Genomic DNA, 21,027 nt, shown 5'->3' with positions numbered 1-21,027 from the left:
CAGGGCGCGCAGCATCTGCGCGTAGGCAGGGACGAGACACTGCGTCAGGTACATCGGGACTCCTCGAAAAAAGCGAGGAATGTCTAGAGCACTTCACGATCACGTAGCAATCGCGAAGCTCTCTAGGTCTTTGATCTTGCCGCATTTTCTTCGACGAACCTGTATCCACTTCGTCGGAAAACGCTCTACCGCACGATCACGTTCGCGTCCGCGCCGACCCGGTTGTACAGGTCGACCACGTCGATGTTGCGCATCCGGATGCAGCCGGACGAGGCCGCCTGACCGATCCGCTCGGGCTCGTTGGTGCCGTGGATGCGGTAGAGCGTGTCCTTGCCGGTGCCGTCCGCCAGGTAGAGGGCGCGGGCACCGAGGGGGTTGGCGGGCCCGCCCTGCATCGCGTGGACGTGGGGCCAGCGCTTGATCATCTCGGCCGGCGGATGCCAATCCGGCCAGGCGGCCTTGCGGAACATCCGCGCCGTGCCGGTCCAGCCATAGGCCTCGTCGCCGACGGTGACGCCGTAGCGGATCGCCTTGCGGTCGGGCAGGACGTAGTAGAGCTGGCGTTCCTTTGTCTCGACCACGATGGTGCCCGGCGCTTCGCCGGTCGGGTCCTCGATCATGTAGCGGGCGAAGCGCCGATCGATCTCGGGCTCCGGCACCATCGCCATCCACTCCTTGTCCCGGGCCGACAATTCGGGATCGGGGGTGGCGCGGTACATGCAGCCCGGCAGCGCCAGGACGGCCCCCATTGAGACGGCCCCCGTCAGAACGAGGGCGAGGACGGGGTGGGGGCGGCGCATCGGGGCGGAACCTTGCAAGGCGGCGGGCCCAAGCCCGCGAATCAGTCGTCTCGTGAAGCGTAAAGCGTGGCTGTTGGTGCGCGAAGCGGGGGATGACGCTCCCGCGCGAGTTGCCGCGCCTGTGTTGCGTCCGGGCCATGGCCCTGCCACGGTGCGGGCGGGGACGGCCGGTCATGACACCGGCCGACGGGAACGCTTGAAGCGGGCACGATGACGACGCTGTACCTCTGCCATCCGGCCTCCCTCGACCACGACACGCCGCCGGGCCATCCCGAGCGGGCCGACCGCATCCGGGTGATCGAGCGGGTGCTGGAGGACGAGCGCTTCGCCGCCCTGGTGCGCGAGCAGGCGCCCCTGGCCGACCTCGCGGTGGCGGGCCTGGCGCATCCGGAGAACTACGTCGCGGCGATCGCGGCCGCCGCGCCGGACGAGGGGCTCATCGGCCTCGATTCCGATACGGTGATGTCGCCGGGCTCGCTCGAGGCCGCCCGCCGGGCGCTGGGTGCGGCGGTCCGGGCCGTCGACGAGGTGATGGGCGGCCACGTCGCCAACGCCTTCGCGGCGATGCGCCCGCCCGGCCACCACGCCGAGCGCGAGCGGGCCATGGGCTTCTGCCTGTTCAACACCGCCGCGGTGGCGGCGCGCCACGCGCGGCAGCACCACGGCGCCGCCCGGGTGGCGCTGGTCGATTGGGACGTCCATCACGGCAACGGCTCGCAGGACATCTTCTGGGACGATGCCAGCGTGATGTACCTCTCGACCCACCAGATGCCGCTGTTTCCCGGCACCGGCGCGGCCTCAGAGCGCGGCGAGCACGACACCATCGTCAACGTGCCGCTGCATGCCGGCGACGACGGCGACACCTTCCGCGAGGCCTTCGCCCACGGCGTGCTCCCGCGCCTCGACGCTTTCCGGCCCGACTTGATCGTGATCTCGGCCGGGTTCGATGCGCATTGGCGCGATCCGCTGGCCAACCTGAAGCTCACCGAGGCCGATTTCGCCTGGGCGACCCGGGAGGTGATGAGCATCGCCGACCGCCGCTGCGGCGGCCGGGTGGTGTCGCTGCTCGAGGGCGGCTACGACCTGATCGGGCTGTCGAAGTCGGTCGCCGCGCATGTCGAGACGCTGATGGGGCGGTGAGGGCGCGTTCGACCGGCGTGGATTCGGGCCGGCTTGCCACTATACCTCCGCGTCATCCCGGGGCCCGGCGCAGCCGGAAACCCGGGATTCATGACCGCCGACGATGCGGAACCACGCGGTACGCGTCCCGCTTCATCCTGAAACCTCAGCGGTTATGCATCCCGGGTTCCGCTTTCGCGGCCCCCGGATGACCCGAAGAGTTTCACCACCGTTGGGGATGGTGAGCAGGCACCGACGAGGCGCCCTACCCCTCCGGCGGCTCGTCGGCGACGATCTCGATGCCGAAGCCCGACAGGCCGACATAGGAGCGCGCCGCGCTCGAGATGTTGCGGATCGAGACGACGCCGAGGTCGCGCAGGATCTGGGCCCCTAAGCCCACCTCGCGCCACTGGCGCACGCGGGCCGCCTCGGCCCCGTCCTCGCCGGCCCCGTCGGGCAGCTGCGACAGCGGCACGCCGGCGGTGCCGTCGCGCAGGTAGACCAGCACGCCGCGGCCCTCCTGCGCGAAGCGGCGCATCACCGCCTCGATGGTGCGGCCGCCCTCGATCACGTCCGCCACCACGTTCGAGCGGTGCAGCCGCACCAGCACGTCGCGGCCCTCGCCGATGCGGCCGTGCACGAAGGCGAATTGCTGCATCGGCTCGAACGGCGTGGTGTAGGCGTAGCCGGTCAGGTCGCCCCACTCGGTCTTGACCGGGAAGGTGCCGACCCGCTCGACCAACTTCTCGCGGGCCTGGCGGTAGGAGATCAGCTCGGCGACCGAGATCTGCTTGAGATTGTGCTTCTCGGCGAAGGCGGTGATCTGCGGCCCCTTCATCACCGTGCCGTCGTCGTTGGCGAGCTCGCAGATCACGCCGACGGGCGGGAGCTTCGCCAGCCGGCAGAGGTCGACGGCCGCCTCCGTATGGCCGGAGCGCATCAGCACGCCGCCGTCCTTGGCGATCAGCGGGAAGACGTGGCCGGGCCGCACGAAGTCGGTGGCGCCCATGTTGCCGTTGGCGAGCGCCCGCACGGTGTTGCAGCGCTGCTCGGCCGAGATGCCGGTGGTGAGCCCGTGCTTGACGTCGACCGTGACCGTGAAGGCGGTGCCGAGGGGCGCGTCGTTCGAGGCGACCATCGGCTCGAGGCGCAGGCGCTTGGCCTCCGCCGCGGTGATCGGCGCGCAGACGATGCCGCAGGTGTTGCGGATGATGAACGCCATCTTCTCGGGCGTGCAGAGCGAGGCGGCGATGATGAGATCGCCCTCGTTCTCGCGGTCGTCGTCGTCGGTGACGATCACGATCTCGCCGCGAGCATAGGCGTCGATGGCCTCGATGATGGACGCGTGGGTCACGGGCATCTCCTGTCCCGGGGGCGCGAGCCCCAGAAGCTCTTTCCCCAAGAAGTCGTTGGGGGTGACGGCGCCGCCGGTCTCCCGCGCGACGGCGGCCGCCGTCTCCCGCGAGAGCCAGGGCTCGGGATTGTTGCACAACCCCGTCACCGCCGCCGGCGAGAGCCCGCAGCGCCGCGCGAAGTCGAGGCGGGTCACGCCTTGCTGTCGGAGCCAGTCGCCGAGTTTCACGCCCCCGTCATAGCCTGACGGCCGTTTCAGTCAAACTGAAAGGATGGCGAGGTTCACCCGGGCTGAAAACCATCCCCCTCCCCGACCTGTCCGCGGTGGCGCAGCCAGTGGTCGGCCAGCACGCAGGCCATCATCGCCTCGCCCACCGGCACCGCCCGGATGCCGACGCAGGGGTCGTGGCGGCCCTTGGTCAGCACGTCGACCGGGCGGTTGTCGCGGCTGACGCTCGCCCGCGGGGTCAGGATCGAGGAGGTCGGCTTGACGGCGAAGCGGCAGACCAGCGGCTGGCCGGTGGAGATGCCGCCGAGCACGCCCCCGGCATGGTTGGCGAGGAAGATCGGGCGGCCGTCGTTGCCGGGCCGCATCTCGTCGGCATTCTCCTCGCCGCGCAAGGCGGCCGCGGCGAAGCCGTCGCCGATCTCGACGCCCTTGACGGCGTTGATCGACATCATGGCGGCGGCGAGGTCCGCGTCGAGCTTGCCGTAGACAGGAGCGCCGAGGCCGACCGGCACGCCCTCGGCCACCACTTCGATCACCGCGCCGACCGAGGAGCCGGCCTTGCGGATGCCGTCGAGATACTCCGCCCACTGCGCCGCGGCGGTCGCGTCGGGGCAGAAGAACGGGTTGTTGTTCACCTCGTCCCAGTCGAAGCGGGCGCGGTCGATCGCGTGCGGGCCGATCTGGACCAGGGCGCCGCGGATCGTCACCCCGGGCAGCACCTTGCGGGCGACGGCCCCCGCCGCCACCCGGGCGGCGGTCTCGCGGGCCGAGGAGCGGCCGCCGCCGCGATAGTCGCGGATGCCGTACTTGGCATCGTAGGCGTAGTCGGCGTGGCCGGGCCGGTAGCTGTCGCGGATCTCCGAATAATCCTTGGAGCGCTGATCGACGTTCTCGATCATCAGCGCAATCGGCGTGCCGGTGGTGAGCTGACGCCCGTCCGTGCGCTCGTCCGCGAACACGCCCGAGAGGATGCGGACCTGGTCGGGCTCCTGGCGCTGGGTGGTGAAACGCGACTGGCCCGGCCGGCGGCGGTCGAGCTCCGCCTGGATCTCCGCCGCCTCGAGCGGGATCAGCGGGGGGCAGCCGTCGACGACGCAGCCGAGGGCCGGGCCGTGGCTCTCGCCGAAGGTGGTGACGCGGAAGAGGTGGCCGAAGCTGTTGTGCGACATGGTGGCTACGTGAGATGGCGGCGTCGCTCTAGAGCATTTTGTGCCGGACGGGAAATGATCTCGCGCGCCGACCGGGAGCCGCCGGGGCAACCCGGGCCGGATACGCCCGGTTCGACCGTCGGCGGCGGTTCCGGCCGGCCGGGACCGCGCACCGGGGGCAGCTTGACATCGTCGTCGCCCGGCTCATACATCCTCTCGATTTTTGCAATGCGAGAGAAATATTACGTCCCGCGAAGCAAGCGCGATCCGAGATCAGTACTGCGGCAATTTCAGATCACGATCTCATGACGAAGTACCATACACAAGTATTTGGCAAGACGAATGGCAACGGCGAGGGGCGAGATGAGTTTCTTCAAGCTGGCGCGACGCATCGCACGCAAGAAGGATGCGGCGCTCGACGTCGATTTTTATCGCGCCTACTACGCGGACCTCGCCGATGCGACGGATGATGCGGTCGTCAAGCACTGGGAAGAATTCGGGCGGAGCGAAGGGCGCTTCCCGAACGAAGCGAGCGCGCACGCGGCGGCGACGGCCCGCGACAAGCTGCCGAGCGATTTCGACGTCGCGACGTATCTCCGGCTGAACCCGGACGTCGCGGCCGCGATCACATGGGATTTTCAAGGCGCCCTCCACTACATCGAGCATGGCCGGGCGGAGAGGCGGCCCTATGGCGGCGCGTCGCACCCGGCGGCCGGCCACGCCGGAACCGGCCTCCCGCCAAGCTTCAACCTCGCGAGCTACGTCGTCTGCAATCCCGACATCGCGCGCGTGATCGCGTCGAATGCCGGGCGCCTGAAGCACTATGCCGAGCACGGACGCGCCGAGAAGCGCAGCTACCTCCCCCTCTTCTACGATCCGGACTTCATCGCGCAATTGTACGGCGTGACCGTCCCACGGGGCATGAGCGTCGAGGAGGTGGTCGTCGCCGTCAAGCAGCGGCTGCAGCCGCCGGACGACCAGCCGATCTATTTCAACGAAGACGAGATCGCAAAATTCCACGACATCAATATTCCATATTTTTCTGAGTATTTCGATCACGATCTCTACCGCTACCAGCAGCTCAGGCACAGCGAAAAATTCTTCAACCGCGCCGAATGCATCCGGCATTTCTGCGAGGTCGGTCAGCGCGAGCAGTTCGACATCTCGCGCCGGGGCGCGTTCGACGACGACTTCTTTCGTGCCGAGTACGAGAGCGACGGCCCGACATCCTCGTCGCGGCAGGAGCGCTACGCACGCTGGCTGAGGAGCGGGGCGGACGACCCGCTCTACCCGAACCTGCGGGTCCTCGTGCACCAGACCCACGGGGCGAAGCTGCCGCGCGCGGTCGATGCGGCGGTCGCATCGCAGATCGGACGAGGGACGAAGCCGAGCCAGGCCGTCGACGACCTGCTCGCCTGGACGCTCGACGTGAGCGAGCCGGCGGTCGCCGCCTTCTTCGTCGACGTCGCGGATGCCCGCGCCAGGCAGGGCAGGAGCGTCGAGGCCGCCGAGCTCTATGCCCGCGCCCTGGCCCGCGTCCCCGACCATCCGCGCGGCCTCAATCACCGGGCGGACCTGATCCATCGCGGCGGCAACCTGGCCCTGGCCACCAGCCTGCGCCGGCAGATCGTCGCCCTCGACCGCAGCAACGAGTGGACCTTCATCCACCTGTCCCAAGGCCTCCTGGATCTCGGCGAGCCGGAGGCCGCCGAGCGCGCCATGGCGGCGGGCGTGGCCAAGTACCCGGGCGATGTCGGCCTGCGCCGCCGCTTGCGCGAGACCCGGGAAAAGTACTTCTACGACGTCTGGGAGAAGAGCGCGGACGTCGCCCTCGAGGTCGGCTACGATGAGGCGCGCGCGCGGGTGACCGAGGCGGCGCAGCGCCTGGCCCGGGACGGGGAACGGCCGGTGGTCAATGCGGACCGGGTCCGCCGCGTCGCCGTCTACGCCAATTGCGATCTGGCGCAGTGCCGCTTCTACCGGGTCGACCAGCGTGCCGAGCAGCTCGCGGCGGCCGGCTACGACGTCAAGGTCTACAACTATACCAAAGACCATGACGCCTACATGGCCGACCTCGCGGAGATCGACTATACGATCTTCTACCGGGTACCGGCGTTCCCGAACGTGATCGACGCCATCGACAAGACTGCCGATCTCGGCATCGTGACAATCTACGACATCGACGACCTGGTATTCGAGCCGACATATTTTCCGCCGGCGCTCGAAAGCTATGCCGGGCTGATCGATGCCCGTCAGCACGCGTCGATGGCCTGCGGCGTCAGCCTGTTCGCCGAGGCCGCGTCCTTGTGCGATTACGGCATGGTCTCGACGCCGAGCCTCGCCCGGCACCTCGAAGGCCAGGTCAGGACCGGGACGGTCTTCCACCAGCCGAACGCGCTCCACAGCGCGCACCTCGTCAGCATGCAGGGAGAGGCGACGAAGACCGGCGACGTCGTCACGATCTTCTACGGCTCCGGAACCAAGGCTCACAAGCTCGACTTCGAGCAGTTGATCGAGCCGGCCCTGGCGCGGCTGTTCGAGACTCATCGCGACCGGATCCGCGTCGTGGTGATCGGCGACATCACGCTCTCGGCGCTGCTGCGCCCCTGGGCGGAGTACATCATCGCCTCGCGGCCGATCGCCAACGTCGCGTCGTACTGGGACCTGCTGCGCGAGGCCGACATCAACATCTCGGTGCTGGTGCCGGACGTGTTCAACGACTGCAAGAGCGAGATCAAGTGGATGGAGGCCGCGATGTTCGGCATCCCGTCCGTGGTCAGCGGCACGCAGACGCATCGCGAGGTGATCGTCGAGGGCGAGACCGGCTTCCTGTGCGAGTCGAGCGCGGCGTTCCACGCCGCCCTCGACCGCCTGGTTCGTTCGTCCGACGAGCGTCGGCGGATCGGCGAGGCGGCGCGGCAGGTCGTGCTCGAGCGCTACGGGCTGGAGCGGCAGGCCGGTGAGCTCCGCCGGATCATCGACCGGTCGACCTCCCGACAGCTCGCCCCGCGCAAGAAGCTCGTCATCGTCAACGTGTTCTACCCGCCGCAAGCCATCGGCGGCGCGACCCGGGTCGTTCATGACAACGTCCGCTCGCTGCGTGCGATCCTGGGACCCGAGTGGCAGATCGACGTGATCTGCACCCTGGAAGGCGGGCCGGTCCCCTACGCCCTCGACTGGTACGTGCGCGACGGCGTGCGGGTGTTCTGCATCACCGCCGCCAACCACCCCGACATCGACACCCTGGTCGAGGATCCGGAGATGGGGCGCGTTTTCGATGGCGTCCTCGACAGGATCGATCCGGACCTGATCCACTTCCACTGCATCCAGCGGCTGACCACGACTTGCGTCACCGCCGCGATCCGGCGCCGCATCCCCTACCTGATCACGATGCATGACGGCTGGTGGATCTCGCCGCACCAGTTCCTGACCAACGGCAACCGGGTGGTGGAGACCTACGACTTCAGCGGCAAGGCCTCCCTCGACACCTACGTGAGCGACGGCTACGCCCGGGCGCGGACGCTGCTGCGCTGCATCAAGGGCGCCGCGCGCGTGCTGACCGTGTCGCAGCCCTTCGGCGCGCTGTGCCGCGGCGTCGGCCTCGACCGGGTCGAGGTGGTCGAGAACGGCGTGTCGCGCCTGCCGGAGGTCCACCGGATCGCGAGCCCGACCGGCCGGGTCCGTCTCGGCTTCATCGGCGGCCTGGCCGACCACAAGGGCTACGGCCTGATCCGCAACGTGATCATCAACGAGACGTTCGAGAATCTCAGCCTGCTGCTGATCGACCACGCCATGCACCCGAGCGAGCGGGTGGAGGAATTGTGGGGCAACGTGCCGGTCGAGATCCGGGGCAAGTTCTCGCAGTCGAATGTCGGCGGCCTCTACGCCCATATCGACGTGCTGCTGGCGCCGTCGGTCTGGCCGGAGAGCTACGGCCTCGTCACCCGGGAGGCGATCGCCTCCGGCTGCTGGGTCGTCGCCTCCAACCGCGGCGCGGTGGCCGATTGCGTCGTCGAGGGCCGCAACGGCTACGTCGTCGACGTCGCGGACGAGTCCGGCCTGCTCGCCGCGCTCCGGTTCATCGACGCGAATCCAGGCGTCCACCTGCGCTCGCCCGACTACACCGCCCCGATCCGGACCGCGGACCAGCAGGCGCAGGAACTGGCGGTGATCTACGGCGAGGTCGTCGACGCGAGCGAGGCGAAGCGGGCCTGATCCCGCGATCCGCGCCGGGTCCCGGCGCGGATCACCCCCGGGAGCGGCCGGCGCCGCGGAGGATCAGCCCTCGACGGCAAAACGCCCCGGCAGCGATGCCGGGGCGCGGGACGTGACGCGGGATGTGGTACGGGCGCGCCCGCTTCGCTCAGCGCCGCGGCTGGAACAGCGGCTGGGCCAGGGCCTCGGCCCGGGCCATCCACAGATCGCGCTCGGCGCGCAGTTCCTCGGCCTTGTCCACCTCGTGCTGGACATGGGCGCGCAGGGAGCGCAGCTCGTCGGCGAGCAGCGCCTGGAGCTCGTCGTAGCGCCCGTGCTCCTGCCGCAGCCGGGCCTTGAGCATCATGTTCTCGGCCATCAGCGCCGCGAGGTCGTCCTGCTCCGCGGCCGCCGGCGGGGCCGGCGGCGCCGCGGGCTCGACCGTCGGGGCCGGTTCGGCCGGGGCGACGATGCGGGGCTCCCAGGTCGGCTGGGGCTCGGCCGGCCGGCGCGGCGCGGCGCGGGCCTGGTCGGCGGCGTCGATCCGCGACAGGGTCGCGAGCCAGTCCTGCAGCGGGCCCGAGGGCTGCCGCGCCCCGGCGGTGGTCTGCGTCTTCAAGGCCGGTTCGGACACGCCGCATCTCCTCGCGAATCTTGACCGCCAGTTAACCTCCCGCATGGTTAAGAAGCGGTAAATGCGGCCCCGATGCCGATCGGCCGGATCTCGGACATTGACATCGCCGGCGCAGGGGGGTAGGCCCCGGCCTCCAAAGGACGAGGTCTCGTCTCGACGCCGACCGGCCCCGTGAGGCCGGAGGTCAACGCCCGACAGCGCGACGCGCCCTCGGGCGCGACTGGCGTTGCGCGCGACCTCGCCACCCGCTGCCCGAAGCCGGGCGGCCTCGCAGGAGACCGGATGACCACGACCGACCCCACGCCGTTGCGCATCGAGGACGCGGTGAACGCGCTCTGCCCCTGGTCGGGCAAGCCGATCGCGGCGGATTCGCTGACGCTCTACAACGGCGCGGTCGTGGGCTTCTGCAATCCCGATTGCCGCGACAAGTTCGAGCGGGCGCTCACCCATTTCGAGGGCGCCCTGCAGGCCCGGCGCGCCGCCTCCGCGGGCGTGAACGAGTAGATCCCCGGAGACGACGCGCATGTTCGAAGGCCTCTCCGACCGCCTCTCCGGCATCCTGTCCGGGCTGACCCGCCGCGGCGCCCTGACCGAGGCCGACGTGACCGCCGCCCTGCGCGAGGTGCGCCGCGCCCTGCTGGAGGCGGACGTCGCCCTCGAGGTCGTGCGGTCCTTCACCGAGAAGGTGCGCGAGCAGGCCGTCGGCGCGGTGGTGCTGAAGTCGGTGACGCCCGGCCAGATGGTCGTGAAGATCGTCAACGACCAGCTCGTGGCGATGCTCGGCGGCGAGGCGGGGGTCATCGACCTCAACGCGCCGGCCCCGGTCGGCATCCTGATGGTCGGCCTCCAGGGCTCGGGCAAGACCACCACCACCGCCAAGATCGCCCGCCGCCTGACCCAGCGCGACAAGCGCCGGGTGCTGCTCGCCTCCCTCGACACCCGCCGCCCGGCCGCCATGGAGCAGCTGGCGGTGCTGGCGAGCCAGGTCGGCGTCGAGTCGCTGCCGATCGTCGCCGGCCAGTCGGCGGTGCAGATCGCCAAGCGCGCCATGGAGGCCGCCCGCCTCGGCGGCTTCGACGTGGTGATGCTCGACACCGCCGGCCGCGTCACCCTCGACGAGGCGCTGATGCAGGAGGCCGCCGACGTCAAGGCGGCCACCGGCCCGCACGAGGTGCTGCTCGTCGCCGACGCGCTCACCGGCCAGGACGCGGTCAACACGGCGCGGGCCTTCGACGGGCGGCTCGGCGTCACCGGCATCGTGCTCACCCGCATGGACGGCGATTCCCGCGGCGGCGCGGCGCTGTCGATGCGGGCGGTCACCGGCAAGCCGATCAAGCTCGTCGGCACCGGCGAGAAGGTCGATGCGCTGGAGGAGTTCCACCCCGCCCGCGTCGCCAACCGCATCCTCGGCATGGGCGACATCGTCTCGCTCGTCGAGAAGGCGGCCGAGACCATCGACCAGGAACAGGCCCTTCGCGTCGCCGAGAAGATGCGCAAGGGCAAGTTCGACCTCGACGACCTGTCGATGCAGCTCGCCCAGATGGAGAAGATGGGCGGCATCGGCGGCCTGATGGGCATGCTGCCCGGCATGGGCCAGATCAAGAAGCAGGTCGAGGGCGCCAACCTCGACGAGAAGATGTTCAAGCGCCAACGTGCCATCATCTCGTCGATGACCCCCGAGGAGCGCCGCAATCCCGACGTGCTCAAGGCCTCGCGCAAGAAGCGCGTGGCGAAGGGCGCCGGCGTCGACGTCTCGGAGATCAACAAGCTCCTCAAGATGCACCGCACCATGGCCGACATGATGAAGGCCATGGGCTCGGGCAAGCGCGGCATCGGCCAGGCGCTGGGCAGCATGTTCGGGCTGGGTGGCGGCGGCATGGGTGCGATGGGCAAGATGATGGGCGGCATGCCCCAGCCCACACCCGAGATGCTCGCCGAGCTGCAGAAATCCCTGCCCCCCGGCACTACCCTTCCGCCGATGCCTCCCGGCCTCGGCGGTCCAAAGGCGCCCGGCCCGACCGGCAAAGCGCCTCCCGCCGCTCCCGGCCTGCCGGGCTTAGGCGGCAAGCTCCCGGGCCTTCCCGGCCTTGGCGGCCTCCCCTTCGGCAAGAAGAAGTAGGTGGCGCGGGGTCTTTAGACCCCACCCGCCCGCGACGTCGAACGACCCTCGAACCCTAACAAGACAGGAAGAGACCCATGTCCCTCAAGATTCGCCTGACCCGCGGCGGCGCCAAGAAGCGCCCGTACTACCGCATCGTCGTCGCCGACGCCCGCGCCCCCCGCGACGGCCGCTTCATCGAGAAGGTCGGCGCCTACGACCCGATGAAGCCGAAGGACGATCCGGCCCGCGTCATCCTGGAGACCGAGAAGGTCCAGGCCTGGCTCGCGAAGGGCGCCCAGCCGACCGACCGCGTCCTGCGCTTCCTCGACGCCGCCGGCCTCGCCAAGCGTCCGACCCGCAACAACCCGCAGAAGGCCGAGCCGGGCACCAAGGCCAAGGAGCGCGCCGCCGCCCGCGCCGAGAAGGCCGGCGCCGCCGCCGACTCGGCCGAGTAAGCTCGAGACCGTGGCGCGCCGCCCCGACGCCCGTCCCCCGCGCGGCCAGGCCCCCAAGGGGTCTGGCCCGGGGGGCTCCGATCCGCGCCGGGGCGCAGGCGCGCCCGCACCGCGGCGTGCCAATCCTGCGTCGGCACGCCCCGAGGCCGGGATCGCCACCGATCCCGGCTTCGTGCTGCTCGGCGAGTTCGGTCGCGCCCACGGCCTCAATGGCGAGGTGCGGCTGAAATCCTACACCGCCGACCCGATGGCGATCGGGTCCTACGGCCCCCTCACCGGGGCCGACGGCCGCGCGATCGAGATCGCGTCCCTGCGCCCGGCCGCCGGCGCTCCCGACATGCTGATCGCCCGCATCGCCGGCGTCTCCGGCCGCAACGGAGCCGAGAGCCTGAACCGTCTCGCCCTCTACGTCGCCCGCGACCGCCTCGGGGCTCCGGAGGACGAGGACGAGTTCTTCGCCGCCGACCTCGTCGGGCTGGCGGTGGTGGATCGCGACGGTCATTCCGTGGGCACGGTGCGGGCAGTGCCGAATTACGGCGGCGGCGATCTCCTGGAGATCGCACCGGCCACCGGCGGCAGCCCGGCCCTCCTCCCCTTCACCAAGGCCTTCGTGCCCGAGATCGACGTCGCGGGCCGCCGGGTCGTGGTCGATCCGCCCGAGGATCTGTTCGCCCCGGCGGCGCCGCGGGATCCCGACGCGGCCTGAGCGCCTGCTCGGGCGGGCGGACCGCCTCCCGCAACAGTCCTGCCGTCCCTCCTGGTCATCCCGGGGCCGCGAAAGCGGAGCCCGGGATCCATGAACGCTGACGGTCCAGGACAAGACGGACCGAGATCCGCTTCTTTCTCAGACGTCGGCGGTTATGGATTCCGGGTTCTCGCTTGCAGCGAGCCCCGGAATGACATGGCGGGTGTCCGCACGCGGCCCCTCCCCGCTCCCACGGGAAGAAGCCTGCACGCCGATCTGACGCCCCTTACCGCCCGCGGTTCTTGCGCTGCTGGCCGAGGCCGGAGCTCTTCGCGAGCTCGGAGCGCTGGGCGGCGTAGGTCGCGGCGACCATCGGGTAGTCGTGCGGCAGGCCCCACTTCTGGCGGTACTGCTCGGGGGAGAGGCCGCGGGTGGTGAGGTGCCGCTTGAGCGACTTGTAGGGCTTACCGTCCTCCAGACTGATGATGTAGTCCGGCGTCACGGTCTTGCGGATCGGCACCGGCGGCGTGGGCTTCTCGGGCTCGGGCGCCGGAGGGGCGGCGACGCGCTCGAGGGAGGAGTGCACGGCGGCGATCAGGCTGCCGAGCTCCCCGACCGGGACCGAGTTCTTCGACACGTAGGCCGAGACGATATCGGCCGTGAGCATGACGAGTTCGCCCGGCTCCTGATCCTGAGTATCCACGTCTGACATTCTAGGGTTTCCGCTTCGAGGGTGTGGTGGACGGAGGCGTTGCAGCGGGGCCGGCCCGGCGCCGTGCCGCCACCCGGTCTTCTTGAGGACCGTTCGCTACCCAAATCCGCAGGCGCGATCACCCGGTCCCTCAGACTTGGTGGCAACTCTCATGCCCGTCCGCAAGCTGGTAGCAGCAACGCAGGGGTCAAATCAGGTAGTTCCTGTGGATTTCAGTGCGATACAACCAAGCTGAATATACTCAAGGTTGTAATTTTTGAGTTCACGTTGCCGATAATTGCATAAAAATCTATCGCGGGGCGGTATTTGGCGTGAGGAGCCACGATGAGAGCTCTGGCGTAGATCCGACCGCCAGCGGCGGCCGGATGAGGGGCTAGGCGATCCGGCGAGGCGGGGCCGGTTTGGGGCTTCAGGCCACCTTGTCCGGCTGCCGCGCGACGGCATCGTGCCGGGCCTGGATCTCGATGAAGACGCGTCGCACCTTGGGGCTCAACGTCTTCATCCGCGTCTCCAGGTGACCGACCAACCGCTCGATCTCGCCGGCGGAGAGGCGGTCGTCCATGTCGAGGCTGACGTTGACCAGGATGTCGGCCGGACCGAGATGCTGCGTCAGCACCTCGTTGACGTGCTGAACCCCCGGCTCGGACCGGACGATCTCGTGCAGGCCGGCGACCAGCTCGGGCTCCGCCGCTTCGCCGACGAGCAGACCGTGGGTCTCGATCATCAGGAAGATCGCCATGCCGATCAGGATCAACCCGATGACGATCGAGGCGATGCCGTCGAAGGCGGGCTGCTTCAGGGTCTCCGCCAGGATCACGCCGGCGAGCGCCGCGACGAGGCCGGTGAGCGCCGCCACATCCTCGACCAGCACGGTGAACAGGGCCGGATCCTTGCTGCGGCGGATCGCGGTGATCGGTGGCCGCTCGCCCTTCTCGCCCCAGAACGCCTTGAGGGCGACGAAGCAGGAATAGCCCTCGGCCGCGACCGCGAAGCCGAGGATCGCGAGGTTGACGTAGAAGCCCGGGATGCTGCGCCCGAAGATCACCGCATCGGCGGCGGGCTCCGGGTGCTGGAGCTTGTGGATGCCCTCGTAGACCGCGAAGGCGCCGCCGCCGAGGAAGATCAGGAGCGCCACCAGGAAGGCGTAGAAATAGACCTCGCGGCCGTAGCCGAACGGGAAGCGGGCATCCGCCGGCCTCTGCGCCCGCTTCAATCCGACGAGCAGCAGGATCTGATTGGCGGTGTCGACCATCGAGTGGACGCCCTCGGCCAGCATCGCGCTGCTGCCGGTGAAGAAGGCGCCGACGAGCTTCGCCGCGGCGATCGCCAGATTCGCGCCGGCGGCGGTGTAGATCGCGCCGCCGCTCTCGTGAGCCATGTGCTCTGAGCCTCCCCCTCGCCCGGCGAGCGTGGCCGTGACTGACGACAATAACGCCGCGGGACGGCGGATGGGTCCTGCCGGCCGCGGTGATTCCTGCCGCCCGCGAGCATCGTCCCGCAGGATTGGCGCCGTGCCCACTATGCGCACCGTGGTTGCAGCTCGCGCCGGCAAGAATATCGCCGTTTTGCCGTCGCGTGTGCCGCCAACGTGGGAAAGCCTTGAGCGAAGGCCGCCCGTGCATCCGTGTCGTGAGCAGCATGGAGACCTGGCTGACCTTGCGGGAGCACCCATTCCGATTCAGACCAACGATCGGGACGGCGGCGCCGTCCCGGACGCAGAGGGCATGACGGGAGAGCCTGGTGCAGGTGGGGCGTGACCTCCTCGGCGGGAACATCTGGTCGTATCCCGAGCGCCGGCGAGATCGATCGCCCCCGGAGCAGGCGGTGCCCGGCATTGGTGATGGAGATCTGGCGATGCGCCTGCACGGCGAGACGGTGGTGATTATTGGAGGGGGGTCGGGGATAGGCCTTGCCGTCGCCACCATGGCACACGGCGAAGGGGCTCGGCTGGTGGTGGGCGGGCGAACCCGGGGCAGGCTCGACGCCGCAGTCGCCGGGCTCGGCACCGAGGCTCGCGCGATCGAGGTCGATACGGCCGATCGCGCGTCGATCGAGACCTTCTTCGCGCAGGTCGGCCGCTTCGATCACCTGCTGGTCACCGCAGCGACCTACAGCGTCGTGGCCATCGATGACCTGGATGACGAGGCCGCCGAGAGCCCGTTCCGCTCGAAGTTCTGGGGCCAGTACCGCGCCATCCGGGCCGCGCTGCCCTCCATCTCGTCGTCGGGCTCCATCACCCTGATGGCAGGAGCGGCCGGTGCGAGACCGTTGAAAGGCGGGTCGGCCTATGCCGCGTGCAACAGCGCGATCGAGGGGTTGGGGCGCGCATTGGCCATCGAACTGGCACCGATCCGCGTGAACACGGTGTCCCCGGGTACGATCGACGGCTCATTGTGGCGGAGCCGTCCTGACGCGGTGCGCGAGGCCGCCTTCGAGGGCTGGCGGGACATGGCACTCTTGCGACGGACGGGGACCGAGGAGGAAGTCGCGCAGGCCATTCTTTTTCTGATGACCAATCGCTTCATGACCGGATCGACGCTCTATCCCGATGGTGGATACGCGCTGAAGCCATAGAGGCCGACGCAAAGGCGGATCAGCCATCATCCGGATCGGGACCGAGACGACCTCGGCCAGCGTGGCGCATCAGGGCCGCGCGGCGGCGTAACGGCTCGCCATGCGGAGCCATCTCACGTCGAGGTCGCCGGCGCGGCCCCCGTTCACCTGCACCCGTTCCAACGCCGCCGGATTCAGGCGGCGTCGCGCAAGGGAGGCGCGGGGGTTTTCAGCCCGAAATGGCCGTAGAGCGCCGCGATGCTGTCCGTGAGCAGGCCGTCGAGCGGCGCCAGCGTCGGCTCGTCGGGCACTTGGCCCCCGACGCGGGCCGCGTGCTCGATCTCCCGCAGGTGCCCGGCGAGCGAAGCGGCGCCGACATTGAGGCTCATCGACTTGAGCCCGTGGGCCGCCCGGGCCGCGGCCTCCGCGTCGTCCGCCGCCCGCAGGGCCGCGAGGCCGTCGGGCCCGTGGGCCGCGAACAGCCCGAGCACCCGCTCGACGAAGGCCGAGCCGGAGCCCTCGGCCATCTCGGCGAGCCCGGCCAGGGTGTCGGGATCGAGGAGCGAGGTCGGGGCCGGGGCCTCCGCCTCCGGGACCTCGTCCGGCTCCACCGCCGCGCCCGTCTCCCCGCTCGCGCCGAGGGCCGCCGCCAGCGTGCGGACGAGGTCGGTCAGGGTGAAGGGCTTTGCCAGAACGCCGTCCATCCCGGCCTCGCGCCAGGCCCCGGCCGCCGTACCGACGACGTGGGCGGTCGCCGCCACGATGTGGACGGGGCGCGAGCCGGTCGCAGCCTCCCATTGCCGGATCGCCCGGGCGGCGTCGAAGCCGTCGAGGCCCGGCATCGAGCCGTCCATCAGGATCAGGTCGAACCCGCCCTCGCGGGCCGCCTCGAGCGCCCCGAACCCGTCCTCCACGGTCACCACCCGGGTCACGCCGAGGCGGCCCAGCGCCTCGGCCGCGACCTCGCGGTTGACCGGGTTGTCGTCGGCCACCAGCACCCGTGCGGCGGGGAAGCGCGGCAGGGCGGCGACCGGGCCGGCCTCGGCGCCGATGCCCGCGAAGCTGCCCCCCGTGGCGAGCGCCGCGAGGGCCGGGCGCCACTCGCCTTGCGCGAGCGGCCAGCGCAGCAGGGCGTCGGCGATCCCTGAGGACAGCACCGCGGCCCCGCTCGGATCGCCCATCGCGGCGACGGCGATGACCCGGCCGGCTCCCGCCGGGCGGCACCCGGCCCGGGCGAGGTCGTCGGCCTCGACGAGGTGATGCGCGCCCTGCCCCCCCTCGCCCGGCGCGAAGCCGGCCTCGCGGAGGCCTTCCGTGAGGACGAGCCGCGTCGCCGGTCCTGCCACCGCGACGATGACCGCCGGGACGATCCCGCCCGCCCGCAGCACCGGCTCCGCCGGAACCGCGCCGTCGAGGGGAATCTCGGCCCAGAAGGTCGAGCCCTGGCCGACGGTGCTCTCGACCCCGATCCGCCCGCCCATCGCGGAAACGAGGCGCTCGGCGATCGACAGGCCGAGGCCGGTGCCGCCGAAGCGCCGGGTCGTCGAGCCGTCCGCCTGCGAGAAGGCGGAGAAGATGGTCGGCAGGGTCTCGGCCGGGATGCCGATGCCGGTATCGGTCACGCTCAGGCGCAAGGTCGCGCCCCGGTCCACCGTCTCGATCCGCATCAGGACGTGGCCGGATTCGGTGAACTTGAGGGCGTTGTTGACGAAGTTGCCCAGCACCTGGCCGAGCCGGACGGGGTCGCCCTGGATCGTCCGCGGCACGTCCGGCGCAATGATCGCCGCGAGGTCGAGCCCCTTGCCCCGGGCACGCTCGCCGAACAGGGTCGCGACGGTGTCCGCCACCTCCGCCGGATCGAGGGCGATGCGCTCCAAGGTGAGCTTGCCGGCCTCGACCTTGGCGAAGTCCAGGATGTCGTTGATGATCGCGAGTAGGCTCTGCCCCGAGCGCGCGATCACCTCGGCGTAGCGGCGCTGGCGCGCCGGCAGCTCGGCGGCGGCGAGGAGTTCAGCCATCACCAGCATGCCGTTCATCGGCGTGCGGATCTCGTGGCTCATCGTCGCCAGGAACGAGGACTTGGCGCTGTTGGCCGCCTCCGCCGCCTCCTTGGCCTCGCTGAGGTCGTGGGTGCGGTCGCTCACCTCCTGCTCCAGCCGGCCCTGGTGCTCGACGAGGCGGTGGTCGCGCTCGCGCACCGCGTCGATGAGGCCGTTGAAGCTCGTCGCCAGCCGGCCGACCTCGTCGCCGGATTCGGCGCCGGACGGCAGCACGGCGTGGCGGCCGTAATCGTGGTTCTCGCGCACCGCGTCCATGGTGCGGGCGAGCGCCGTGAGCGGCCGGGTCAGGGCGCGGCCGAGGCGCCAGGCCACCGCGAAGCCGACCGCCATGGCGAGGGCCGCACCCATCAGGGCGTTGCGCACCACGTCGAACAGGCGCCCGACGAGGTCGGCGGTGTCGGCGATCAGGGTCACGCGCCCGACGATCCGGGCGTTCTCCACCACCGGCACGCTGACCTTGACCGTGCGGGCCAGCACGAGGGCGAGCGGCGTCAGGCCCGCCTCGTCGAGGTCGAGGTCGTCGGCGAGGCGCAGGCCCGTCCCCTGCTCGGCGAGCGCGGTGCCGTCCGGGCGGGTCAGCCCGGCATAGACGATGCCGTCCTGGCGGCCGATCGCCCGGAGCGCCGCGTGGGCGCCGGCGGCGTCGTCCGCCGCGGCGGCGCCCGCGGCGGCGGCGGCGAAGACTGAGGCGAGGCCGGTGAGCGCCCGGCGGGTATCGGCGGCGTAGCGGTCGACCTCCGACCAGGCGCCGAGCGCCGTTCCGGCCGCCAGCGCGACCATCACCGCGCCGAGCACCGCCCGGCCGAGGCGGGCCGCGAGGCTGCGGGCCGGACGGGACCGCGCGGGCGACGAGGCAGAAGACGGGGCCGGTGCAGGAGCTTCGGCCGGAACGGGCACGGCCTCGATCCGCACGGCGCCGGCCCGGACGCCTTCGGCAAGAAGCTCGGCAGGACTGTCGTCAGGAACTTCGGCAGGGGTAATGTCGGCACCGGACGCCCGGGCGCGCTCCGCCCGGAACGCGGCACGCAGCCGCGGAGGCCGCCCGCGAGGGCCGGGCGGGGTCTGCGCCGGTCCGCCGGTTCCCGCGCCAGGATCCGCGGCGCGGATCACCCGGGCGCGCAGGCTCCGGTTCTGTCCCGGCCCGCCCGCGGGAGAAGAGTCTTCCGGCGCATCCGTCATCCCGGTCGTCACGGCTTCGAATTCCTTCACGCGGCGCGGCTCGCGGCCTGGCCGACCAAGTCCGCGACGGCGTCCCAGCGGGACAGGAAGGCGTCGACCACCGCCGGGTCGAAATGCGCCCCGGCCTCCCGCAGCAGGAAGGCGTGGGTGGCCTCCAGGGTCCAGGCACGCTTGTAGGGCCGGTCGCTGGTCAGGGCGTCGAACACGTCGGCCACCGCGACGATGCGGCCCGGGAGCGGGATGGCGGTGCCGGAGAGCCCGTTGGGATAGCCGGCACCGTCCCAGCGCTCGTGGTGGCTCACCGCGATCTCGGCGGCGAGGCGCACCACGTCGGAGGAGCTGTTGGCGAGGATGCGGGCGCCGCGCTCGGCGTGGCGCTCCATCTCCCGGCGCTCCTCGGAAGTCAGGGGGCCGGGCTTGAGCAGGATCGCGTCCGGGATCGCGATCTTGCCGACGTCGTGCATCGTCGAGGCGAGGCTGATCAGCCGGCATTGCTCGGGCGGCAGGCCGAGGGCCTCGGCGATCAGCCGGGTGTAGGTCGCCACCCGGGCGACGTGGTCGCCGGTATCGGTGTCGCGGTGCTCGGCCGCGCGCATCAGCACCGTGACGATCTCGCGCTCGCGCGCCTCGACCTCGGCCACCGCGGCGGCGACCTCCCGGGCGAGTCGGGCGGCCTGGGCGTGCTCGGCCTGGTAGGCCCGGCGCAGGGCGAGCAGGTTGGTGACGCGGGCCCGGATCTCGACCGGGTCGCAGGGCTTGTTGACGAAGTCGGTCGCGCCGGCCTCCAGGGCGGCGCGGCGCAGGGCGCGCTGGTCGAAGCTCGTCACCATCACGATCGGCACATGCGCGAAGCCCGGCAGCGCCCGCAGGGCCCGGATCACCGCGAGCCCGTCCATCCCGGGCATCTCGTAATCGGTCAGGACGATGCCGATCTCGTCGGTATGGGAGGCCGCGAAGGCGAGCGCGTCCGCCGGCCGCGTGAAGCTCTGCGGCCGGCAATCGGCGATCGGCCGCAACGCCTCGAGCATCAGGAGGTTGTTGAGTTCGGCATCGTCGAGGACGATCGCACGCATGAGGTCTCCTCCGGCAGGGGATCGCCACCACCCGGCGAACCTGCCGGGGAAACCTTGACAATCCCCTGACCCAAGGTCGCGGTTTTACCCCGATCGACCGAGGTTGCGCCCCTCACTTCGGTGACCGCGGCGTCTTTGGCTTTGAAACCGGACGCCGTCGGCGCTAGAGCACGTGCGACGGCCCTCGCGCGTGACGCGGGAGCCGGACAGACCATGACGGATCCCGGCGCGATTCCCACGGACGGGCGCGCCTTCGCACGCAGGACGACGAGACGAACACGATGGCCGGCTTCAAGGACCAGAACTTCAACGATCGGCGGAGCACGTCCGCGGACGCGAAGAAGGCCCTGCTGGAGAAGTTCCGGGCCAAGCCCGCCGCCGACGATCCGGAGGTCCAGGCCCGCCTGGCGGAGCGCCAGAAGATCGCCGAGGCCCGCGCCGCCCGCACCGCGGAGCGCGAGGCCGCCAAGCAGGCCGAGGCCGAGCGCCGGGCGGCCGAGGAGGCGGAAGCCAAGGCCCGCGCCGAGCGCGAGGCGGCCGAGGCGGCGGAGCGCGAGGCGGCCCTGGAGATCGAGCGCAAGGCTGCCCGCGACGCCCGCTACGCCGCCCGCAAGGCGCGCCGCAAGTAGGCGAGACATCACGCAGGCGAGACATCGGGTCGGCCTGCCGAGTTCAGGCTGCCAGGTTCAGCTGCCGAAGTTCAGCCCCCGCCGGATCCGGCGGGGGTTTTTC

The 21,027-nt window shown here is 70.8% G+C and carries 16 protein-coding genes; 8 read left to right on the top strand and 8 right to left on the bottom strand.

What is annotated here, in order from left to right:
• Window positions 1–185: 185 nt before the first annotated feature.
• Entirely contained in the window at window positions 186–800 is a 615-nt protein-coding gene (locus DK412_RS03450; RefSeq protein WP_109970807.1) for a L,D-transpeptidase, read from the bottom strand.
• Between the two features lie 210 nt (window positions 801–1,010).
• Between DK412_RS03450 and DK412_RS03445 the strand changes: the two genes are divergently transcribed.
• Window positions 1,011–1,940 (top strand): histone deacetylase family protein, encoded by a 930-nt coding sequence (locus DK412_RS03445; protein WP_109970806.1) that lies wholly within the window; start codon window positions 1,011–1,013, stop codon window positions 1,938–1,940.
• 244 nt (window positions 1,941–2,184) lie between these two features.
• Here the strand turns inward: DK412_RS03445 and ribB are convergent, their stop codons facing one another.
• Both ribB and aroC read right to left on the bottom strand, forming a co-directional pair.
• A complete protein-coding gene (ribB, locus tag DK412_RS03440) occupies window positions 2,185–3,279 on the bottom strand; it encodes a 3,4-dihydroxy-2-butanone-4-phosphate synthase (RefSeq protein WP_109975036.1) in 1,095 nt (364 codons plus the stop codon).
• 275 nt (window positions 3,280–3,554) lie between these two features.
• The gene (gene aroC, locus DK412_RS03435; protein ID WP_109970805.1) at window positions 3,555–4,670 is read right to left on the bottom strand and encodes a chorismate synthase; all 1,116 of its coding nucleotides are present in this window, start codon (window positions 4,668–4,670) and stop codon (window positions 3,555–3,557) included.
• Window positions 4,671–5,012: 342 nt separating this feature from the next.
• On the opposite strand from aroC, the gene DK412_RS03430 reads away from it, so the two are divergent.
• Window positions 5,013–8,864 (top strand): glycosyltransferase, encoded by a 3,852-nt coding sequence (locus DK412_RS03430; RefSeq protein ID WP_109970804.1) that lies wholly within the window; start codon window positions 5,013–5,015, stop codon window positions 8,862–8,864.
• 148 nt (window positions 8,865–9,012) lie between these two features.
• On the opposite strand, the gene DK412_RS03425 is transcribed toward DK412_RS03430, so the two are convergent.
• Window positions 9,013–9,477 (bottom strand): hypothetical protein, encoded by a 465-nt coding sequence (locus DK412_RS03425; protein ID WP_109970803.1) that lies wholly within the window; start codon window positions 9,475–9,477, stop codon window positions 9,013–9,015.
• A 282-nt stretch (window positions 9,478–9,759) separates the two neighbouring features.
• Between DK412_RS03425 and DK412_RS03420 the strand changes: the two genes are divergently transcribed.
• The 4 genes from DK412_RS03420 (at window position 9,760) to rimM (ending at window position 12,739) form a co-directional block, all read left to right on the top strand.
• A complete protein-coding gene (locus tag DK412_RS03420) occupies window positions 9,760–9,981 on the top strand; it encodes a glutathione S-transferase (RefSeq protein WP_109970802.1) in 222 nt (73 codons plus the stop codon).
• Window positions 9,982–10,000: 19 nt separating this feature from the next.
• Window positions 10,001–11,596 carry a signal recognition particle protein gene (gene ffh, locus DK412_RS03415; protein ID WP_109970801.1) on the top strand — a complete coding sequence of 532 codons (1,596 nt, stop codon included), beginning with the start codon at window positions 10,001–10,003 and terminating at the stop codon, window positions 11,594–11,596.
• A gap of 77 nt (window positions 11,597–11,673) precedes the next feature.
• Window positions 11,674–12,033 (top strand): 30S ribosomal protein S16, encoded by a 360-nt coding sequence (gene rpsP, locus DK412_RS03410; RefSeq protein ID WP_048449108.1) that lies wholly within the window; start codon window positions 11,674–11,676, stop codon window positions 12,031–12,033.
• A gap of 151 nt (window positions 12,034–12,184) precedes the next feature.
• Entirely contained in the window at window positions 12,185–12,739 is a 555-nt protein-coding gene (gene rimM, locus DK412_RS03405; protein ID WP_245447693.1) for a ribosome maturation factor RimM, read from the top strand.
• 265 nt (window positions 12,740–13,004) lie between these two features.
• Here the strand turns inward: rimM and DK412_RS03400 are convergent, their stop codons facing one another.
• Both DK412_RS03400 and DK412_RS03395 read right to left on the bottom strand, forming a co-directional pair.
• The gene (locus DK412_RS03400; RefSeq protein ID WP_093564174.1) at window positions 13,005–13,430 is read right to left on the bottom strand and encodes a MucR family transcriptional regulator; all 426 of its coding nucleotides are present in this window, start codon (window positions 13,428–13,430) and stop codon (window positions 13,005–13,007) included.
• Window positions 13,431–13,839: 409 nt separating this feature from the next.
• Entirely contained in the window at window positions 13,840–14,808 is a 969-nt protein-coding gene (locus tag DK412_RS03395; protein WP_109970799.1) for a cation diffusion facilitator family transporter, read from the bottom strand.
• A gap of 362 nt (window positions 14,809–15,170) precedes the next feature.
• On the opposite strand from DK412_RS03395, the gene DK412_RS03390 reads away from it, so the two are divergent.
• Complete coding sequence (locus DK412_RS03390; protein WP_245447408.1) at window positions 15,171–16,004, top strand: SDR family oxidoreductase; 834 nt, start codon at window positions 15,171–15,173, stop codon at window positions 16,002–16,004.
• A 173-nt stretch (window positions 16,005–16,177) separates the two neighbouring features.
• Here DK412_RS03390 and DK412_RS03385 read toward each other — a convergent pair whose 3' ends face one another.
• Window positions 16,178–18,940 (bottom strand): hybrid sensor histidine kinase/response regulator, encoded by a 2,763-nt coding sequence (locus tag DK412_RS03385; RefSeq protein ID WP_245447407.1) that lies wholly within the window; start codon window positions 18,938–18,940, stop codon window positions 16,178–16,180.
• Between the two features lie 308 nt (window positions 18,941–19,248).
• Complete coding sequence (locus DK412_RS03380; protein ID WP_109970797.1) at window positions 19,249–20,295, bottom strand: HD domain-containing phosphohydrolase; 1,047 nt, start codon at window positions 20,293–20,295, stop codon at window positions 19,249–19,251.
• Between the two features lie 281 nt (window positions 20,296–20,576).
• On the opposite strand from DK412_RS03380, the gene DK412_RS03375 reads away from it, so the two are divergent.
• A complete protein-coding gene (locus DK412_RS03375; protein ID WP_109970796.1) occupies window positions 20,577–20,924 on the top strand; it encodes a DUF6481 family protein in 348 nt (115 codons plus the stop codon).
• Window positions 20,925–21,027: the final 103 nt, after the last annotated feature.

The organism is Methylobacterium sp. 17Sr1-1 (assembly GCF_003173775.1).
GTDB lineage: Bacteria > Pseudomonadota > Alphaproteobacteria > Rhizobiales > Beijerinckiaceae > Methylobacterium.
Note: the sequence above shows the minus strand (reverse complement) of the source record. Positions and strands in the feature narration are given on the sequence as shown.